This is a genomic window from Enterobacter cloacae complex sp. XAL002 (assembly GCF_049236805.1).
In the GTDB taxonomy this organism is placed as follows: Bacteria; Pseudomonadota; Gammaproteobacteria; order Enterobacterales; family Enterobacteriaceae; genus Enterobacter; species Enterobacter intestinihominis.
Window position 1 is genome coordinate 60,902 of sequence record NZ_JBMKJN010000001.1, and the last position, 17,518, is coordinate 78,419.

At 54.9% G+C, this 17,518-nt stretch carries 17 protein-coding genes and 1 pseudogene; 11 read left to right on the forward strand and 7 right to left on the reverse strand.

Going from position 1 to position 17,518, the window contains the following annotated elements; all coding sequences use genetic code 11:
* Positions 1 to 176 precede the first annotated feature (176 nt).
* Entirely contained in the window at positions 177 to 1,004 is an 828-nt protein-coding gene (gene fghA / locus ACOT0L_RS00250; RefSeq protein WP_038416422.1) for an S-formylglutathione hydrolase, read from the reverse strand.
* Between the two features lie 137 nt (positions 1,005 to 1,141).
* Between fghA and ACOT0L_RS00255 the strand changes: the two genes are divergently transcribed.
* The 7 genes from ACOT0L_RS00255 to mglC all read left to right on the forward strand — a co-directional run bounded on the left by ACOT0L_RS00255 (position 1,142) and on the right by mglC (position 9,335).
* Entirely contained in the window at positions 1,142 to 2,290 is a 1,149-nt protein-coding gene (locus ACOT0L_RS00255) for a YbfB/YjiJ family MFS transporter (protein WP_038416421.1), read from the forward strand.
* A 102-nt stretch (positions 2,291 to 2,392) separates the two neighbouring features.
* Positions 2,393 to 3,061, forward strand: a complete 669-nt coding sequence (gene folE, locus ACOT0L_RS00260; protein ID WP_017383384.1) for a GTP cyclohydrolase I FolE — start codon at positions 2,393 to 2,395, stop codon at positions 3,059 to 3,061.
* Between the two features lie 18 nt (positions 3,062 to 3,079).
* Entirely contained in the window at positions 3,080 to 4,237 is a 1,158-nt protein-coding gene (yeiB, locus tag ACOT0L_RS00265; RefSeq protein ID WP_126503303.1) for a DUF418 domain-containing protein YeiB, read from the forward strand.
* A 155-nt stretch (positions 4,238 to 4,392) separates the two neighbouring features.
* The gene (gene galS / locus ACOT0L_RS00270; protein WP_048966254.1) at positions 4,393 to 5,415 is read left to right on the forward strand and encodes an HTH-type transcriptional regulator GalS; all 1,023 of its coding nucleotides are present in this window, start codon (positions 4,393 to 4,395) and stop codon (positions 5,413 to 5,415) included.
* Between the two features lie 295 nt (positions 5,416 to 5,710).
* Positions 5,711 to 6,709: a galactose/glucose ABC transporter substrate-binding protein MglB gene (gene mglB, locus ACOT0L_RS00275; protein ID WP_022648695.1), complete on the forward strand. Its 999-nt coding sequence runs from the start codon at positions 5,711 to 5,713 to the stop codon at positions 6,707 to 6,709.
* A gap of 79 nt (positions 6,710 to 6,788) precedes the next feature.
* Complete coding sequence (gene mglA, locus ACOT0L_RS00280; protein ID WP_003859320.1) at positions 6,789 to 8,309, forward strand: galactose/methyl galactoside ABC transporter ATP-binding protein MglA; 1,521 nt, start codon at positions 6,789 to 6,791, stop codon at positions 8,307 to 8,309.
* Between the two features lie 15 nt (positions 8,310 to 8,324).
* Positions 8,325 to 9,335 (forward strand): galactose/methyl galactoside ABC transporter permease MglC, encoded by a 1,011-nt coding sequence (gene mglC, locus ACOT0L_RS00285; RefSeq protein ID WP_022648694.1) that lies wholly within the window; start codon positions 8,325 to 8,327, stop codon positions 9,333 to 9,335.
* A gap of 127 nt (positions 9,336 to 9,462) precedes the next feature.
* Here the strand turns inward: mglC and sanA are convergent, their stop codons facing one another.
* The 4 genes from sanA to ACOT0L_RS00305 all read right to left on the reverse strand — a co-directional run bounded on the left by sanA (position 9,463) and on the right by ACOT0L_RS00305 (position 12,401).
* Positions 9,463 to 10,173 (reverse strand): outer membrane permeability protein SanA, encoded by a 711-nt coding sequence (sanA, locus tag ACOT0L_RS00290; RefSeq protein WP_022648693.1) that lies wholly within the window; start codon positions 10,171 to 10,173, stop codon positions 9,463 to 9,465.
* A 127-nt stretch (positions 10,174 to 10,300) separates the two neighbouring features.
* Positions 10,301 to 11,185, reverse strand: a complete 885-nt coding sequence (gene cdd / locus ACOT0L_RS00295; protein WP_022648692.1) for a cytidine deaminase — start codon at positions 11,183 to 11,185, stop codon at positions 10,301 to 10,303.
* Between the two features lie 128 nt (positions 11,186 to 11,313).
* Positions 11,314 to 12,009 carry a CidB/LrgB family autolysis modulator gene (locus ACOT0L_RS00300; protein WP_022648691.1) on the reverse strand — a complete coding sequence of 232 codons (696 nt, stop codon included), beginning with the start codon at positions 12,007 to 12,009 and terminating at the stop codon, positions 11,314 to 11,316.
* Positions 12,006 to 12,401: a CidA/LrgA family protein gene (locus ACOT0L_RS00305; RefSeq protein ID WP_022648690.1), complete on the reverse strand. Its 396-nt coding sequence runs from the start codon at positions 12,399 to 12,401 to the stop codon at positions 12,006 to 12,008. The genes ACOT0L_RS00300 and ACOT0L_RS00305 overlap by 4 nt, the downstream gene beginning before the upstream one ends.
* 168 nt (positions 12,402 to 12,569) lie before the next feature.
* Here ACOT0L_RS00305 and dusC point away from each other — a divergent pair, with 168 nt between their 5' ends.
* On the forward strand, positions 12,570 to 13,505 hold the full coding sequence (gene dusC, locus ACOT0L_RS00310; RefSeq protein ID WP_023306604.1) for a tRNA dihydrouridine(16) synthase DusC: 936 nt from the start codon (positions 12,570 to 12,572) through the stop codon (positions 13,503 to 13,505).
* A 45-nt stretch (positions 13,506 to 13,550) separates the two neighbouring features.
* Here dusC and yohP read toward each other — a convergent pair whose 3' ends face one another.
* Positions 13,551 to 13,634 (reverse strand): small membrane protein YohP, encoded by an 84-nt coding sequence (gene yohP, locus ACOT0L_RS00315; protein WP_000698460.1) that lies wholly within the window; start codon positions 13,632 to 13,634, stop codon positions 13,551 to 13,553.
* 205 nt (positions 13,635 to 13,839) lie between these two features.
* Here yohP and mdtQ point away from each other — a divergent pair, with 205 nt between their 5' ends.
* The gene (gene mdtQ, locus ACOT0L_RS00320) at positions 13,840 to 15,258 is read left to right on the forward strand and encodes a multidrug resistance outer membrane protein MdtQ (RefSeq protein WP_126503301.1); all 1,419 of its coding nucleotides are present in this window, start codon (positions 13,840 to 13,842) and stop codon (positions 15,256 to 15,258) included.
* A 50-nt stretch (positions 15,259 to 15,308) separates the two neighbouring features.
* Positions 15,309 to 16,074 (forward strand): annotated as a pseudogene (locus tag ACOT0L_RS00325) (SDR family oxidoreductase).
* A 101-nt stretch (positions 16,075 to 16,175) separates the two neighbouring features.
* On the opposite strand, the gene ACOT0L_RS00330 reads toward ACOT0L_RS00325, so the two are convergent.
* Complete coding sequence (locus ACOT0L_RS00330; RefSeq protein ID WP_022648686.1) at positions 16,176 to 16,748, reverse strand: DedA family protein; 573 nt, start codon at positions 16,746 to 16,748, stop codon at positions 16,176 to 16,178.
* Positions 16,749 to 16,905: 157 nt separating this feature from the next.
* Here ACOT0L_RS00330 and ACOT0L_RS00335 point away from each other — a divergent pair, with 157 nt between their 5' ends.
* On the forward strand, positions 16,906 to 17,493 hold the full coding sequence (locus ACOT0L_RS00335) for a Yip1 family protein (protein WP_003859296.1): 588 nt from the start codon (positions 16,906 to 16,908) through the stop codon (positions 17,491 to 17,493).
* Positions 17,494 to 17,518: the final 25 nt, after the last annotated feature.

Consider the following 17,518-nt stretch of genomic DNA (forward strand, 5'->3'; position numbering starts at 1 on the left):
ATGGAGAAGAGCCTGGAATTGTACAAAAGAATGTAGAATTGTAAACACAAATGATAATTGAAATCATTTGTGTTTGAGTGAGGGCGACGGAAAACAGGCTGGATTCAAGCGGATAGGATTATGTAAATGAGGGGAAAGGCCCGACAGGCGAGAGGCTATCGGGCAAACAGCTGTATTTACGCGAACAAATGTGTCGCATGGAAGCGAAGATGATCTTCAATAAAGGACGCCATAAAGTAATAGCTGTGATCGTATCCCGGCTGTATGCGCAGCGTCAGCGGCCAGTCCTTCTGGCGCGCGGCTTCCGCCAGCACCGCAGGCTGTAACTGCCCGGCGAGGAACTGATCGGCATCACCCTGATCCACCAGCATCGGGATAGCGTCTTCTGGCTGGCTTGCCAGCAACAGCGCACAGCTGTCCCATTCCTGCCATTTCTCTGCATCCTCACCCAGATAGTGCGTGAAGGCTTTTTGCCCCCACGGCACCTGCGTTGGGTTCACAATCGGCGCAAATGCGGACACGCTGGTGTATTTCCCCGGATTTTTCAGCGCCATTATCAGCGCCCCGTGGCCACCCATCGAATGTCCGCTTATCGCGCAGCGCTCGCTGACCGCGAACTGAGAGTGCACCAGGGCAGGGAGTTCATCGCGAATGTAGTCATACATGCGGTAATGGCTCGCCCAGGGTTGTTCCGTGGCGTTGAGATAGAACCCGGCGCCTTTACCCAAATCGTATCCGGCATCGTCGGCCACGTCATCGCCACGCGGGCTGGTATCTGGCATCACCAGCGCAATGCCCAGTTCGGCGGCAATACGCTGGGCGCCCGCTTTGGTGGTGAAATTTTCGTCGTTGCAGGTCAGGCCTGAAAGCCAGTACAGCACCGGTGGATTGTCCGCAGGGGGCAGGAAAATGCTGAACGTCATAGCACAGTTCAGCGTGGTGGAGTCGTGCCGCCAGCGCTGCTGTCGACCTTCAAAACAACGATGCTCTTCGAGCAGTTCCATGCAGGGCTCCTTATCCGAAAGACTATTCATAAAATGCATAATACAGAGTTTTCATTGACCTGTGAGCAACTTTCACTTTCGCAGGACGGCGAGATGTTGCATCATAAATTTACTTTTCTTTAACAATTGGAGCGATCATGGCGCTGCGTATCGCGCTCAGCGGATTTGTGGTTCTGGTCGTGGCGATGGGGATAGGGCGCTTCGCCTTCACGCCTCAGGTGCCGCTGATGATTGCCGCCGGGCAACTCACGCTTACCAGCGCGGGGCTGGTGGCGGCAATGAACTACCTGGGCTATCTGGTGGGGGCATGGGATGCTATGCGCGCTCATCGCTTCGTTGAAACGCGTCTCTGGCTTGGCATCACTGGCGCGGTGGCGCTGACGCTGCTCTCTGCGGCGGCAGATAATGCTGTCGTTCACGGTCTGCTGCGCTTTGTGATCGGCTGCATGAGCGGCTGGTCGATGGTGCTGATTGCCGCCTGGACCAACGAGCGGCTGGGGCAGCTGGGCAAGCCGGGGCTTAGTGCAGCCGTCTTTGCCGGACCCGGGGCCGGCATCGCCCTGAGTGGCCTGCTGGCGGTCTATATTCAGGCGAGATCCCTGTCTGCCGGCGCGGCATGGCAAATCTACGGCGTACTGGCGCTGGTGCTAATTGCGCTGGTGGCGCGCTACCTGCCGCGCGCGGGCCAGCTTCATCGCCCCGGTACCGCGCCTGAGCCGTTGCTGCTGACTGCAGATCTCAGGCGTCTGGTCTGGAGCTACAGCCTGGCAGGATTCGGCTATATCCTCCCTGCGACCTTCCTGTCCCAAATGGCGGCGGTGCGTTTCCCGGGCAGCCTGTTTGCCCAGTTTGTCTGGCCAATATTTGGCGCCGCCTCGGTGGTGGGGATTGCGATCAGTATTGCCCTGCGGCATACATCAAGCGCTAACCGCAGGCTGGCGATTGTTCTCTGGTTACAGGGGATTGGCGTGCTGGCGGCCTGGCTGCTGCCGGGCATTGGCGGCTTGCTAACGGGTGGGCTGCTGGTGGGCGGCGGGTTCCTCTGCGCCGTGCAGCTCTCTCTGCTGTACGGTCGCGAGCTGGCGCCAGATCATACGCGTTATATGGCGGGACTGCTCACCACCGGGTATGCCATTGGTCAGCTGATTGGTCCGGTCACGTCGGCACTCTCGACCTGGCTCACGCACCGGCTGGAACCTGCGCTGGGGCTGGCGGGGATCGCGCTGTTCGCTGGCGGAGCGTTAGTCTGGAACCGTCAGGCTGAAAGGCAACAGCAATTGCAATAATTATCGACGTGAATACTGGATTATGTGCGTCGCCTCACGCACAATGAGCGCACACTTTTGCCACAACGAGGGCAAAAGATGCCACACCTGCAGGAGAAAAGAATGTCATCACTCAGTAAAGAAGCAGCCCTTGTCCATGAAGCGCTGGTTGCGCGCGGTCTTGAAACGCCACTGCGCCCGCCGGTGCAGGAGCTGGACAATGTTACCCGCAAGAGTCTGATCGCCGGCCATATGACGGAGATCATGCAACTGCTGAATCTCGATCTGAGCGACGACAGCCTGATGGAGACGCCGCACCGCATCGCGAAAATGTACGTCGACGAAATTTTCTCCGGCCTGGATTACGCGAACTTCCCGAAAATCACCGTCATTGAAAACAAGATGAAGGTCGATGAGATGGTGACGGTACGCGATATCACGCTGACCAGCACCTGCGAGCATCACTTTGTGACCATCGATGGTAAAGCGACGGTGGCCTATATTCCAAAAGATACGGTCATTGGCCTGTCCAAGATCAACCGCATCGTGCAGTTCTTTGCCCAGCGTCCTCAGGTGCAGGAGCGTCTGACGCAGCAGATCCTGACCGCACTGCAAACCCTGTTGGGGACTAACAACGTGGCGGTGTCTATCGACGCGGTTCACTACTGCGTGAAAGCGCGTGGCGTGCGTGATGCAACCAGCGCAACCACCACCACTTCGCTGGGCGGCCTGTTCAAATCGAGCCAGAACACCCGCCAGGAGTTCCTGCGCGCCGTGCGTCACCACAACTAATCAGACAGGGCAGGGACCATGGAGCGAAACGTCACGCTCGATTTTGTTCGCGGCGTCGCCATTCTCGGTATCCTGCTGCTGAATATCAGCGCCTTCGGTCTGCCGAAGGCCGCCTATCTGAATCCTGCGTGGTATGGCGACATCACGCGCAGCGACGCCTGGACGTGGGCAATCCTTGATCTCTTCGCACAGGTTAAATTTCTGACCCTCTTTGCGCTTCTGTTTGGCGCGGGACTTCAGCTTCTCCTCAAACGCGGTACGCGCTGGATCCAGTCGCGTTTAACGCTGCTGGTTATCCTCGGTTTTATTCACGGGCTGCTTTTCTGGGACGGCGATATTCTGCTCGCGTATGGTCTGGTGGGCCTGATTTGCTGGCGGCTGATCCGCGACGCGCCCGGTGTAAAAAGCCTCTTTAACACTGGCGTGATGCTCTATGTCATGGGACTGACCGTGTTATTGCTGCTTGGCATGATTGCCGATGCTTCCACCAGTCGTTCGTGGATCCCGGATGCGGCCAATCTGCAATATGAGCAGTTCTGGAAGCTGAAAGGCGGCATAGAAGCGATCGGCAACCGGGCCGATATGCTCGGCGATAACCTGCTGGCGCTGGGGGCGCAATACGGCTGGCAGCTGGCGGGGATGATGCTGATGGGCGCAGCCCTGATGCGCACCGGCTGGCTGAAAGGAGAATTTAGCCTGCGACACTATCGTCTCACAGGCGCTGGCCTGGTACTGCTCGGCGTGATGATTAACCTTCCGGCGGTGATCTTACAATGGCATCTTCAGTGGGATTACCGCTGGTGCGCGTTCCTGTTGCAGGTGCCGCGCGAACTGAGCGCGCCGTTCCAGACCATTGGCTATGCGGCGCTGATCTATGGCTTCTGGCCCCGGCTTTCTCGCCTGTGGATCGTCAGTGCGGTGGCCTGCGTTGGACGGATGGCGTTAAGCAATTACATCCTGCAAACGCTGATATGTACCACGCTTTTCTACCGATTCGGCCTGTTTATGAAATTCGACCGCCTGACGCTGCTGGCGTTTGTTATTCCGGTCTGGATTGTTAACGTGGTGTTTTCAGTTATCTGGCTGCGTTTTTTCCGCCAGGGCCCGCTGGAGTGGGTATGGCGACGGTTAACCGCCCTTGCGTCGGGCGTGTCATTGCGTAATACATCCAGATAACGATCTGGATCACAATCATTAACAAAACGGATGTAAGCGTTTTCATCTGTGTGAGCTTCTTCACGTAGTCTCCTCTCTCTCGCTGCCAGAATAGCCACCTTGCTAAACACAGGGGGTGTCTGTGAGTTGCTGCAATCCTTTTAAGGGTGGTGAATATGATCACCATTCGTGACGTCGCCCGCCAGGCGGGTGTTTCTGTTGCTACTGTCTCCCGCGTGCTGAACAACAGTGCGCTGGTCAGCCCTGAAACGCGTGAAACCGTAATGAAAGCCGTGACCCAGCTGGGGTACCGGCCAAACGCCAATGCTCAGGCGCTGGCGACGCAGGTCAGCGATACCATTGGTGTCGTGGTGATGGACGTGTCGGACGCCTTCTTCGGCGCGCTGGTCAAAGCGGTGGATGTCGTTGCCCAGCAGCACCAGAAATATGTGCTGATTGGCAACAGCTATCACGAGGCTGAAAAAGAGCGTTATGCCATTGAGGTACTGATCCGCCAGCGCTGTAACGCCCTGATTGTGCACTCAAAAGCCCTGAGCGATGAAGAGCTGGCCGGGTTTATGGAGCAGATCCCCGGTATGGTGCTGATCAACCGTATCGTCCCCGGTTATGCGCACCGCTGTGTCGGTCTGGATAACATCAGCGGCGCGATGATGGCGACGCGGATGCTCATCAGCAACGGCCATCAGCGCATTGGTTATCTGGCTTCCAGCCACGGTATTGAAGACGACATGATGCGCCGCGAGGGCTGGCAAAACGCCCTGAAAGAACAGGGCATTGCGCCGCTGGAGAGCTGGGTAGGTACCAGTTCGCCGGACATGCAGGGCGGTGAAGCGGCAATGGTTGAACTGCTGGGGCGTAACCTTCAGCTGACGGCCGTGTTTGCCTATAACGACAGCATGGCGGCAGGTGCGCTTACCGCGCTGAAAGATAATGGCATTGCGGTGCCGCAGCATTTATCGCTGATCGGTTTTGATGATATTCCGATTGCCCGTTACACCGATCCGCAACTGACAACGGTGCGTTACCCCATTGCGTCGATGGCGAAACTGGCGACAGAGCTGGCGTTACAGGGGGCGGCAGGGCTGTTAGATCCTGACGCAACGCATTGTTTTATGCCGACTTTAGTACGCCGCCATTCGGTCGCTATCCGACAAACTGTGGCTCCGATCACTAACTGATAACATCACGTGATGTAACCGTTTTCAATCTGTGAGTAAATTCACAGTATCTTAACAAGCCGCTGTCTATGATGTCAGCGTTTTAGGGGCTGAAACACAATGTAACGGTGATTATTCACTTTTGCCGTGACCAGAAAGCCTCAAACAACGAATAAAACGCATTTCTGGAGCGTTACCGAACACGGAAGCTGGACATTTTATAAGTGAACTTCGGCGATCAGTAACGTTTTATTAACATCTGCCCGCCGACCGTTTTTCACAAGAACTACCCTGCATAAAAAAAACCGGAGATACCATGAATAAGAAGGTGTTGACTCTGTCTGCTGTCATGGCAAGCATGCTTTTTGGCGCAGCAGCACACGCAGCGGATACCCGTATTGGCGTGACTATCTATAAATACGACGACAACTTCATGTCCGTTGTGCGTAAAGCAATTGAAAAAGATGCTAAATCAGCGCCAGACGTGCAGCTGCTGATGAATGACTCCCAGAATGACCAGTCTAAACAGAACGATCAGATTGACGTTCTTCTGGCAAAAGGCGTGAAAGCGCTGGCTATTAACCTGGTTGACCCGGCTGCGGCAGGTACGGTGATCGAGAAAGCACGCGGCCAGAACGTGCCGATTGTCTTCTTCAACAAAGAGCCTTCCCGTAAAGCGCTGGACAGCTACGATAAAGCGTATTACGTGGGTACTGACTCCAAAGAGTCCGGGATTATCCAGGGCGATCTGATTGCGAAACACTGGGCGGCGAACCCAAACTGGGATATGAACAAAGATGGTCAGATTCAGTTCGTTCTGCTGAAAGGCGAACCGGGCCATCCGGATGCTGAAGCACGTACCACCTACGTTATTAAAGAGCTGAACGACAAGGGCCTGAAAACCCAGCAGCTGGCGTTAGACACCGCAATGTGGGACACCGCTCAGGCGAAAGATAAGATGGATGCGTGGCTCTCTGGCCCGAACGCCAACAAAATTGAAGTGGTCATCGCCAACAACGATGCAATGGCAATGGGTGCAGTTGAAGCGCTGAAAGCACACAACAAATCCGCCATTCCTGTATTCGGTGTGGATGCCCTGCCAGAAGCGCTGGCGCTGGTGAAATCTGGCGCAATGGCCGGTACCGTGCTGAACGATGCTAACAACCAGGCGAAAGCCACCTTCGATCTGGCGAAAAACCTCGCTGATGGTAAAGGCGCTGCTGACGGCACCAGCTGGAAAATTGAAAACAAAATCGTTCGCGTTCCTTACGTGGGCGTAGACCAGTCCAACTTGGCTGAGTTTATCGGTAAATAAGTTATCTGAATTGTCTTCACTGGGCGCAATTCGTTGCGCCCTTTTATAACGCGATATGCGAGGCCAACAAGGTATAATTATGGTCAGCACAACTACTCAGTCGTCCGGTGAATACTTGTTGGAAATGACCGGTGTTAACAAGTCATTCCCCGGTGTTAAGGCGCTCGATAATGTTAATTTAAAAGTTCGTCCTCACTCTATTCATGCGTTAATGGGTGAAAACGGTGCGGGTAAATCAACATTATTAAAATGCCTTTTTGGGATCTATCAAAAAGATTCTGGCAGCATTCTTTTTCAGGGAAAAGAGATCGACTTCCATTCAGCGAAAGAAGCGCTGGAGAACGGTATCTCGATGGTACACCAGGAATTAAACCTGGTTCTGCAACGTTCAGTTATGGATAATATGTGGTTGGGCCGCTATCCAACCAAAGGTGTCTTTGTCGATCAGGATAAAATGTATCGCGACACCAAAGCCATTTTCGATGAGCTGGATATTGATATTGACCCGCGCGCACGCGTCGGGACATTATCCGTTTCCCAGATGCAGATGATCGAAATTGCCAAAGCGTTCTCCTATGATGCGAAAATCGTGATCATGGATGAACCGACATCGTCATTGACGGAAAAAGAGGTTAACCACCTTTTTACCATCATCCGTAAGCTGAAAGATCGCGGCTGCGGCATTGTCTATATCTCACATAAAATGGAAGAGATCTTCCAGCTGTGCGATGAAATTACCATCCTGCGCGATGGCCAGTGGATTGCCACCCAGCCGCTGGAAGGGCTGGACATGGACAAGATCATCGCCATGATGGTTGGCCGTTCATTGAACCAGCGCTTCCCGGATAAAGAAAACAAGCCGGGCGAAGTGATTCTGGAGGTGCGTAACCTGACCTCACTGCGTCAGCCGTCCATCCGCGATGTCTCTTTCGATTTGCACAAGGGCGAGATCCTTGGTATCGCAGGGCTGGTGGGCGCTAAGCGCACCGATATCGTGGAAACCCTGTTTGGTATCCGTGAGAAAGCCGAAGGCACCATTACCCTGCACGGTAAGAAAATCAACAACCATAATGCCAACGAAGCCATTAATAATGGTTTTGCGCTGGTGACGGAAGAGCGGCGTTCCACCGGTATTTACGCTTATCTTGATATTAACTTTAACTCGTTAATTTCTAATATTCGCAATTACAAAAACAAGGTCGGGTTGCTGGATAATTCCCGCATGAAGAGCGATACCCAATGGGTGATTGACTCCATGCGCGTGAAAACGCCGGGCCACCGCACGCAAATTGGCTCACTCTCGGGAGGGAACCAGCAGAAAGTCATTATTGGTCGCTGGCTGTTAACCCAGCCTGAAATACTGATGCTGGATGAACCTACGCGCGGTATCGACGTGGGTGCAAAATTCGAGATTTACCAGCTGATCGCAGAGCTGGCGAAAAAAGATAAAGGGATCATTATTATTTCTTCCGAAATGCCGGAATTGTTAGGGATCACAGACCGTATTCTGGTTATGAGCAATGGTCTCGTTGCCGGTATTGTTGAAACCAAAACGACAACGCAAAACGAAATTTTGCGTCTTGCGTCTTTGCACCTTTAAGATCAGGGGCTCCTCATGAGTGCGTTAAATAAAAAAAGTTTTCTCACTTATCTGAAAGAAGGCGGTATTTACGTTGTTCTTTTAGTCTTGCTGGCGATAATTATTTTCCAGGACCCAACGTTCTTAAGTCTGCTGAACTTAAGTAATATTCTGACCCAGTCTTCCGTACGTATTATCATCGCACTGGGCGTGGCAGGGCTCATCGTTACCCAGGGGACAGACCTTTCGGCAGGGCGCCAGGTGGGTCTGGCGGCGGTTATTGCGGCAACCCTGTTGCAGTCGATGGAAAACGCCAACAAGGTGTTCCCGGAGATGGCGACCATGCCGATTTTCGTGGTGATCCTGATCGTATGCGCCATCGGCGCGGTAATTGGCCTGATTAACGGCATCATCATTGCTTACCTGAACGTGACGCCATTCATCACCACGCTTGGCACGATGATCATCGTTTATGGTATCAACTCCCTGTACTACGATTTCGTCGGCGCGTCTCCAATCTCTGGCTTCGAAAGCGGCTTCTCGACCTTCACGCAGGGGTTTGTTGCGCTGGGCAGCTTCCGTCTCTCCTATATCACCTTCTATGCGCTGATTGCGGTGGCGTTCGTCTGGATCCTGTGGAACAAAACCCGCTTCGGTAAAAACATCTTTGCTATCGGTGGTAACCCGGAAGCGGCGAAAGTCTCCGGCGTCAACGTGGCTCTGAACCTGCTGATGATTTATGCCCTGTCCGGTGTGTTCTACGCCTTCGGCGGGATGCTGGAAGCAGGCCGTATCGGCTCTGCCACCAACAACCTCGGTTTTATGTACGAGCTGGATGCGATTGCGGCCTGCGTGGTCGGCGGCGTCTCCTTCAGCGGCGGCGTGGGTACCGTGCTGGGCGTGGTGACCGGTGTAATCATCTTCACCGTGATCAACTACGGCCTGACCTACATCGGCGTGAACCCGTACTGGCAGTACATCATCAAGGGCGCGATCATTATCTTCGCGGTTGCCCTGGATTCACTGAAGTACGCGCGTAAGAAATAAGTTCTTCAGAATGGAAAGGCCCGCTCACGTAGCGGGCCTTTTTTTGCCCGGTGGCGCGACGCTTACCGGGCCTACAAAATCGCGATCGTAGGTCGGGTAAGGCGAAGCCGCCACCCGACATCAGTTATTACTTCTTCTGCATTTCCAGCAGCTGCTCTGGCGTAACCGCCGGATAGCCTTGCGCATTTTCAGGCACTTCGTGCATCGTTGGGATCGGCACCAGCGGGCCTAAAAAGCGCGGTTCACGCTTGAACAGGTACAGGTCAGCCAGCGCGCCAAAACGGGCGCCAAACTCACGTACGCGTACGCTCAGCATATCTTTTGGCGACGGCACGGCGTAGCACTGGGCCTGGATCCCCATATGCAGGGCGATAAACAGCGCCCGCTCGCAGTGGAAACGCTGGGTGATGATGATGAAATCATTGGTGTCGAACACCTTGCGGGTGCGCACGATGGAATCAAGGGTGCGGAATCCGGCGTAGTCGAGCACGATATCGGCCGGGTCGACGCCTGCGGCAATCAGATCTTTGCGCATCGTCACCGGCTCGTTATAGCTTTGCAGGGCGTTATCGCCGCTCAGCAGCAGATAGTTCACCTTGCCGCTGTTATAGGCGTTCAGCGCGCCCTGAATACGATACCGGTAATACTGATTGATGACGCCGGTGCGGTAATACTTGGCGGTGCCAAGCACCACGCCAACCTGGCGGTAGGGGAGGTCCTGTAGGTCATCAAAAATGTAGGGAGCTGTTTTCCAGCTCATCCAGCGGTCGAGACCCAGCACGATCAACAGCAGTATGCCGACCAGGACAGACAGGCTGTAAAACACGCGCTTTAACATGCAGATGGCTCGTACCGATGATGAAATTTCCCTCAGGCTACTGTACCCGCCTGGTTAGCGCAAGAAACAGCGATTCAACTGAGGGGTTTTTCGTCAGACTGGCGGGCAAATTTGCCCGCCGAACAGATTATGCCAGCAGCACGCGGTCGATGGTTGAACAGCCCAGCGCTTTCAGCGTGGCTGCGGTCGCGTCCCACTGGATCAGCGGTGCATCGGCCTTTTCAGCGAGGATCGCGCGCTGAATATCCGGGTAGTCATACCCGTTCAGGCTGAGCAGGTTCAGGGCGCCCTGGAGCGGAGGCAGCGTCGGGTTAAACGCGGCGTTCTCTGCATAGCTGCCGGTGAAGATGCGGCCGTCGCGGCACTGAAGGGCGACGCCGCTTGGTGATTTGCTGTATGGGGTGTGGCTTTTATTGGCGGCGGCAATGGCCGCTTCGCTGAGCGCATCCCCTGAGAGCGCGTAACCGTGGTCCTGCTCGTCCATCAGCAGGGTTTTGATCTCAAGATCTTTAGGGCCAAAAGCATCCGGCAGGTAATCACCCAGCGTATGCGGCGCGCGTCCCGGCAGGTTGATACGCAGTTCGAGACCGCTGTTCAGCTCATTCATAAACTGGCGGCAGTGGCCGCAAGGGGTATAGTTGACGGTGATGGCGCGCAGGGCCTTTTCGCCGCGCAGCCAGGCGTGACTGATGGCACTCTGCTCCGCATGAACGGTTTGCTGCATGGTCGCACCGAGAAACTCCATGTTCCCGCCGAAGTACCAGGTCCCGCTCACGCCGCGCGCAATTGCACCTACGTTAAAATGGGAAAGGTCAGCGCGGGCGCAAGCAGCCGCCAGCGGAAGCAGGGCGAAAGCCAGCGCGTCTTCGTCCAGCCCCGTTGCCTGTTTAAGCGTCGTGACCTGATCTGCCGTCAGCAGGGCGGGGAAATGCGCATCCGCCAGAACCGGAGCCAGGGCTGATTGCAAATTCTCTGCAAGCTGAGAGAAAGCAGCTTGAAAACGTGGATGCATGACGTTGCCTCATCAAGGTTAATGGATCGGTAGTGTACGGAGCCGTACGGCCTTTATATGTGATCCAAATCTCATTATGTATGCAACTTATGAAATGAAAATGAAATTTGCGCGACGCATCGCAAATTTTAGCCCATTACTGCCAGAATAATCGGGAAGATAAACGGCGCGAGCAGGGAGGTTATAATCCCGCAGATCACCAGTGCCAGCGAGCTGAATGCCCCTTCCTGATAATCCAGCTCCGCGCAGCGTGCGGTGCCCAGCGCGTGCGAGGCGGTACCCATCGCCAGACCGCGCGCCGCTTTGGTCCGAATTTTCATGATATTCAGCAGCGTATGACCAAACACCGCGCCCAGGATACCGACGAAAATCACGCACACGGCGCTGATGGCCGGAATGCCGCCGATACTGCCGCCCACGGCCATGGCAATCGGCGTAGTAACGGATTTAGGCAGGATAGAGGCGGCGATCTGCGGCGATGCGCCCATCAATAGGGCCACCGAGGTACCGGTGATCATCGCAACAAGGCTACCCACAAAGCAGATGGTAATGATGGATTTCCAGCGCGCGCGGATCTGATGCAGTTGCTCATATAAAGGAAACGCCAGCGCCACCACGGCAGGCTGCAACAAATCGTTGAGGATCTTGCTCCCGGCGAAGTAACGTTCATAAGAAATGCCGGTGAGCAGCAGAAAAGGAATAATCACCACCATGGCGACCAGCAGCGGGTTGAGCAACGGCATTTTGAAACGAACCGCAAGCTTACGCGCAGCAAAGAACACCACCAGGGTTAACGGCAGGGACCACCAGATATTCGCCATCATTTTTTTGTTTTCTCCCCGATGACCTTACGTTCGCCATGCACAATGTGTGAGCTCCAGCTGACGACCAGGAAAACAACCAGCGTACTGATGGCGCAGGAGACCACTATCGGGCCGAACTGCGCCTTAAGCACATCGTAATACTGCATAACCCCAACGCCGATAGGCACAAAAAGCAGGGCCATATAGCGAATGAGAACGAAGCATCCCGGGTTGACCCATTTCGCGGGCAGCACCTGTAATGCCAGCAGCACAAACAGGATCAACATGCCGATAATGCTGCCGGGGATGGTAATAGGCAGCAGCGACGCGATAAAAATGCCGGCGTACAGGCAGGCATAAATCAGGACGAAGGCGCGAAGGTATTGCCAGATAGTATTCAGTGATTTGCTCATGGTGAAAGTCCTTGCTGAGACGTATTCATCATACAATTAAACCTGAAAATGTGCCACGGATCACATCATGAATTTTGGGCATACCAGACATTCCAGAATGGAACGCCGGGCTTTCAACATACATGGAGAGCAGCTACTATAGCGCGTCTTTTTTCACAGGTACTCAGAATGCGTGTTTTACTGGCCCCGATGGAAGGCGTGCTCGACTCTCTCGTGCGCGAGCTGCTTACCGAGGTGAACGATTACGATCTCTGCGTGACGGAGTTTTTGCGCGTGGTCGATATGTTGCTGCCAGAAAAATCATTTTATCGTCTCTGTCCGGAACTGCATCGTCAGAGCCGCACCCCCTCCGGTACGCTGGTGCGCGTCCAGCTGCTCGGCCAGTATCCTGAGTGGCTGGCGGAAAACGCCGCCCGCGCGGTAGCGCTTGGCTCGTACGGTGTCGATCTTAACTGCGGCTGTCCGTCAAAGCTGGTCAACGGCAGCGGCGGCGGGGCGACGTTACTCAAAGATCCGGAATTGATTTATCGCGGCGCAAAGGCCATGCGTGAGGCGGTGCCATCGCATCTACCGGTGACGGTCAAAGTGCGTCTGGGATGGGACAGCGGCGACAGGCAGTTTGAAATTGCCGACGCGGTGCAGCAGGCGGGCGCCACCGAGCTGGTGGTGCACGGGCGAACCAAAGAGGATGGTTATAAAGCCGAGCGCATTAACTGGCAGGCGATTGGCGAGATCCGCAAACGGCTTACTATTCCGGTGATTGCTAACGGCGAAATCTGGGATTATGAGAGCGCGCAGGCCTGCCTCAAAGAGACCGGCTGTAATGCCGTGATGATTGGCCGCGGTGCGCTGAACGTGCCGAACCTCAGCCGGGTGGTGAAATACAATGAGCCGCGGATGCCGTGGGCGGACGTGGTGAAACTCCTGCAAAAATACACGCGGCTGGAAAAGCAGGGCGATACCGGGTTGTATCACGTCGCGCGCATTAAGCAGTGGCTGAGTTATTTACGGAAAGAGTACGACGACGCGCTGGGATTATTTCAGGAGATCCGTACGCTACAGACGTCGGCGGATATTGCCCGTGTGATCCAGTCGAAGCACTGAGCGAAGTGTGAATACGTTTGCCCGGCGCGGAGCCGGGCAAACGTATCAGAAAATCATTTTGAATACGCCGGTTACCACCAGCAGCCCTATCAGAAATATAATCAAAATAGCCCACAATAATATTTTCATTCGCCTCTCCTGCGTATGTCTGTCGTCAGTAAGTGTAGCAGTCAATTCATAATTGGTATGAATAGGTGAAATTAAATCATTCGCTTGGGGAATAAATTTCCGGATATGAAAATGTATAACAATATGCGGATTGCCACGCGTTACTAAAAAACGGAACGTCAGTAAGCGTAAGTTGCGCCTTTATTTTTTTTGAGTTCATGGCGTAATGAAACGTACCCTCACTTTATCTCTGAGTGCTCCCCTTATTTTTATGCTGTCCGCCTGCGCGCCGGAACATGCCACGGTGTCTCCAGTGAAAACGCAAGCCGCCGCCGCTGCTGTAAATACCCAACTAAGTCATGCCGACTGGCCAAAAAACGAATGGTGGAAAGATTTTAATGACCCTCAGCTTAACGCGCTGATTGCTAAAGCGCTGGCGGATGCACCGGATATGCAAATTGCCCGGCAGCGCATCACCCTGGCAGAAGCACAGGCGAAAGCCGCTGTCGCTGCTGATGGTCCACAAATGGATTTTTCCGCAGATGTGGAACGGCAAAAGATGTCGGCAGAGGGGCTGATGGGGCCATTCGCCCTGACTGACCCGGCGGCGGGGACAACCGGACCCTGGTACACCAACGGCACCTTTGGTCTGACGGCCGGATGGGATCTGGATTTATGGGGTAAAAACCGCGCCCAAATTGAGGCCCGCATCGGTAAGGTGAATGGGCAAAAAGCGGAGCTGGAGCAGACCCGACAGCTGCTCGCCAGCAGCGTCGCGCGGCTGTACTGGGACTGGCAGACCGAGGCCGCGGTAGGTGACGTGCTCGCGCAGATCAAACGGGAGCAGGAAAATATCATCGGTGCCGATCGTGAGCTTTATCAGCACGGCATTACCTCCTCGGTGGAAGGCGTTGAAACAGATATCAATGCCAGCAAAACCGATGAACAGCTCGCTGACGTGCACGGCAAAATGAAGGCCATTGAGGCGCGTCTGAATGCATTGACCAATACCCCTTCAGTCACGCTCGCCCGGCATGCCTTACCTGACGCAGAGGCGTCGCTGCCGTCAACGCTCGGTTATGAGCTGCTGGCTCGCCGCCCGGATTTGCAGGAGGCGCACTGGTATATCGAAGCGTCCATGAGCGAAGTGGATGCCGCCAGAGCTGCGTTCTACCCTGACATCAATTTGATGGCGTTCTTGCAGCAGGATGCATTGCACCTTAGCGACCTGTTCCGCTCATCTGCTCAGCAAATGGGCGTAACCGCGGGTCTGACGCTGCCAATTTTTGACAGTGGTCGGTTGAATGCGAACCTGGATATCGCCCAGGCGCAAAACAACCTCTCCGTGGCGAACTACAACAAGGCCGTAGTGGACGCCGTAAACCAGGTTGCCCGGACGGCCAGCGAAGTGGAAACCCTGACCGCCAAAAATCAGCACCAGCAGCAGATCGAAAAAGATGCGGCGCGCGTCGTTGCGCTGGCACAGGCGCGCTTCAGCGCGGGGATCATTGCCGGCTCGCGGGTGAGTGAAGCAAAAATTCCGGCGCTCAAAGAGCGTATTGCCGGGTTGATGCTGAAAGGTCAGTACGTGGATGCTACGCTCCAGCTCACCTCCGCGCTGGGTGGCGGATATCATCACAGCTAAAATCGCGCATTATCTATACTTACCTCTTTGCAGATTTTCAGGAGGTGAGTATTACGCGAGTCGCAATTGTTACCGCATCGGATTCAGGAATTGGCAAAACGACGGCCCTGATGCTGGCCGAACGCGGGTTTGATATCGGGGTGACCTGGCATTCAGATGAGGAAGGGGCGTTGGCAACCTGCCGTGAAATTGAAGCGCGCGGGCAGCGTGCCGAGGCCATCCAGCTCGACTTAAGCAATTTGCCGGAAGGCGCAAAGGCCATTGAAACCCTGATTACGCGTTTCGGGCGGCTGGATGTGCTGGTAAACAATGCCGGGGCGATGAACAAAGCGCCATTTCTGGACCTGTCGTTTGACGACTGGCGGCACATATTTACCGTTGACGTGGACGGCGCGTTTCTCTGCTCGCAAATCGCGGCGCGTCAGATGGTGAAGCAGGTAGAAGGGGGGGCGGATCGTGAACATCACCTCGGTGCATGAACATACGCCATTGCCGGATGCCAGCGCCTATACGGCGGCCAAACATGCGCTGGGCGGGTTAACAAAATCGATGGCGCTGGAGCTGGTTAAACATAAGATTCTGGTGAACGCCGTTGCGCCTGGTGCGATCGCCACGCCGATGAATGATATGGACGACAGCGAAGTGAAAGAAGGTTCAATGCCGGAAATCCCGCTGGCACGGCCAGGGCATACCAAAGAAATAGCCAGCCTGGTGGCGTGGCTGTGTGACAGCGACGCCAGCTACACCACCGGGCAGTCGTTTATCGTCGACGGCGGTTTTATGCTGGCGAATCCGCAGTTTAAGCCAGCAGAATAAACATTCCCCTCACCCCAGCCCTCTCCCCAAAGGGGAGAGGGTGTATAGAGTTCCCTCTCCCCTTTGGGGAGAGGGGTAGGGTGAGGGGCAGCAGGCCGCACTCACTCTTCATCCCGCCGCTTTTCACGATGCTTGAGCCACAGCCGTACCCCAATCACCACCGCAACAACCAGGATCAACCAGGCCCAGTGTTTAAGATGCTGATCGAGATTATGCAGCCACGGGCCTATCACTTCGCCACCCACGTAGCCAAGCGTGGTAAAAATCAACGCCCAGGCAATCGCCCCGATAATGTTCAGCGGCAGGAAAATTTTCGGCGGTAAGCGGCTCGCGCCAATCAGTATTGGCCCAATGATGCGAAAGCCATACATAAAGCGGGTGCCAATCACAAACATATAGGGATGCCGCTGGATAAGCCGCTGAGCACGACGAATTTTCTTTTGATGCTTAGCAAAACGTTGTAAAAGCGTCGGACCAAAGCGCAGACCCAGAAAGTAGAGCAGCTGGTCGCCAATCATACCGCCCAGTGCGACGGCGGCGACCACCAGCGGGAATTTCAGCAATCCCTGATGTGCGGCCACTCCGCCCAGCAGCGTGATGGTTTCACCCTCTGCCACGCTGCCGATGACCAGCGCGGCGTATCCATATTGTTCAATAAGACCGTTGATATCCATTAAGTAAATGTCGTCTCCCTTACTGTGCCTGCGTTAATCATATACCCCATCCATCAACCACGCGGCAATCAACGGAAATTTCCCACTGTACATAAAATAATCTAAAGCCTGCATTATACTTTAGCTATCGCTGACGGGCCGACAACAAGGGGGCGTTATGAACCATGTCTGGGGACTTTTCTCCCATCCCGATCGTGAAATGCAGGTCATCCGTAACGAGAACGAAACGGTCGCGCATCACTACACCCACCACGTCCTGCTGATGGCAGCGGTGCCGGTGGTCTGCGCGTTTATTGGTACTACGCAAATAGGCTGGAACTTTGGTGACGGCACCGTGGTTCAGCTTTCCTGGTTTACCGGACTGTACCTGGCCATTCTGTTTTATGGCCTGATGCTGGCCGGGGTGGCGGTAATGGGGCGGGTCATCCACTGGATGGCGCGCAACTATCCGCAGCGCCCGTCGCTGGCACACTGTATGGTCTTCGCCGGATACGTCGCGACCCCGCTGTTCTTAAGCGGTATTGTTGCGCTCTATCCACTGGTCTGGCTGTGCGCGCTGATCGGTACGGTTGCCCTCTTTTACACCGGTTATCTGCTGTATGTAGGAGTGCCAACCTTCCTCAACATCAATAAAGAAGAGGGCCTGAGCTTCTCCAGCTCTACGCTTGCCATCGGCGTGCTGGTCCTTGAGGCGCTACTGGCCCTGACAGTTATTCTTTGGGGTTATGGATACCGTCTCTTTTAAGTCCCCTGCATTGCTGGCGTAAATG

Bases quoted from the DNA above. Each gene is read 5' to 3' on its own strand.
- dusC (WP_023306604.1), top strand. From the start codon at position 12,570: ATGCGTGTTTTACTGGCCCCGATGGAAGGCGTGCTCGACTCTCTCGTG.
- ACOT0L_RS00305 (WP_022648690.1), bottom strand. From the start codon at position 12,401: ATGAGCAAATCACTGAATACTATCTGGCAATACCTTCGCGCCTTCGTC.
- mdtQ (WP_126503301.1), top strand. From the start codon at position 13,840: ATGAAACGTACCCTCACTTTATCTCTGAGTGCTCCCCTTATTTTTATG.
- galS (WP_048966254.1), top strand. From the start codon at position 4,393: ATGATCACCATTCGTGACGTCGCCCGCCAGGCGGGTGTTTCTGTTGCT.
- folE (WP_017383384.1), top strand. From the start codon at position 2,393: ATGTCATCACTCAGTAAAGAAGCAGCCCTTGTCCATGAAGCGCTGGTT.
- ACOT0L_RS00255 (WP_038416421.1), top strand. From the start codon at position 1,142: ATGGCGCTGCGTATCGCGCTCAGCGGATTTGTGGTTCTGGTCGTGGCG.
- mglC (WP_022648694.1), top strand. From the start codon at position 8,325: ATGAGTGCGTTAAATAAAAAAAGTTTTCTCACTTATCTGAAAGAAGGC.
- yeiB (WP_126503303.1), top strand. From the start codon at position 3,080: ATGGAGCGAAACGTCACGCTCGATTTTGTTCGCGGCGTCGCCATTCTC.
- mglA (WP_003859320.1), top strand. From the start codon at position 6,789: ATGGTCAGCACAACTACTCAGTCGTCCGGTGAATACTTGTTGGAAATG.
- mglB (WP_022648695.1), top strand. From the start codon at position 5,711: ATGAATAAGAAGGTGTTGACTCTGTCTGCTGTCATGGCAAGCATGCTT.
- ACOT0L_RS00300 (WP_022648691.1), bottom strand. From the start codon at position 12,009: ATGATGGCGAATATCTGGTGGTCCCTGCCGTTAACCCTGGTGGTGTTC.
- cdd (WP_022648692.1), bottom strand. From the start codon at position 11,185: ATGCATCCACGTTTTCAAGCTGCTTTCTCTCAGCTTGCAGAGAATTTG.
- yohP (WP_000698460.1), bottom strand. From the start codon at position 13,634: ATGAAAATATTATTGTGGGCTATTTTGATTATATTTCTGATAGGGCTG.
- sanA (WP_022648693.1), bottom strand. From the start codon at position 10,173: ATGTTAAAGCGCGTGTTTTACAGCCTGTCTGTCCTGGTCGGCATACTG.
- fghA (WP_038416422.1), bottom strand. From the start codon at position 1,004: ATGGAACTGCTCGAAGAGCATCGTTGTTTTGAAGGTCGACAGCAGCGC.
- ACOT0L_RS00330 (WP_022648686.1), bottom strand. From the start codon at position 16,748: ATGGATATCAACGGTCTTATTGAACAATATGGATACGCCGCGCTGGTC.
- ACOT0L_RS00335 (WP_003859296.1), top strand. From the start codon at position 16,906: ATGAACCATGTCTGGGGACTTTTCTCCCATCCCGATCGTGAAATGCAG.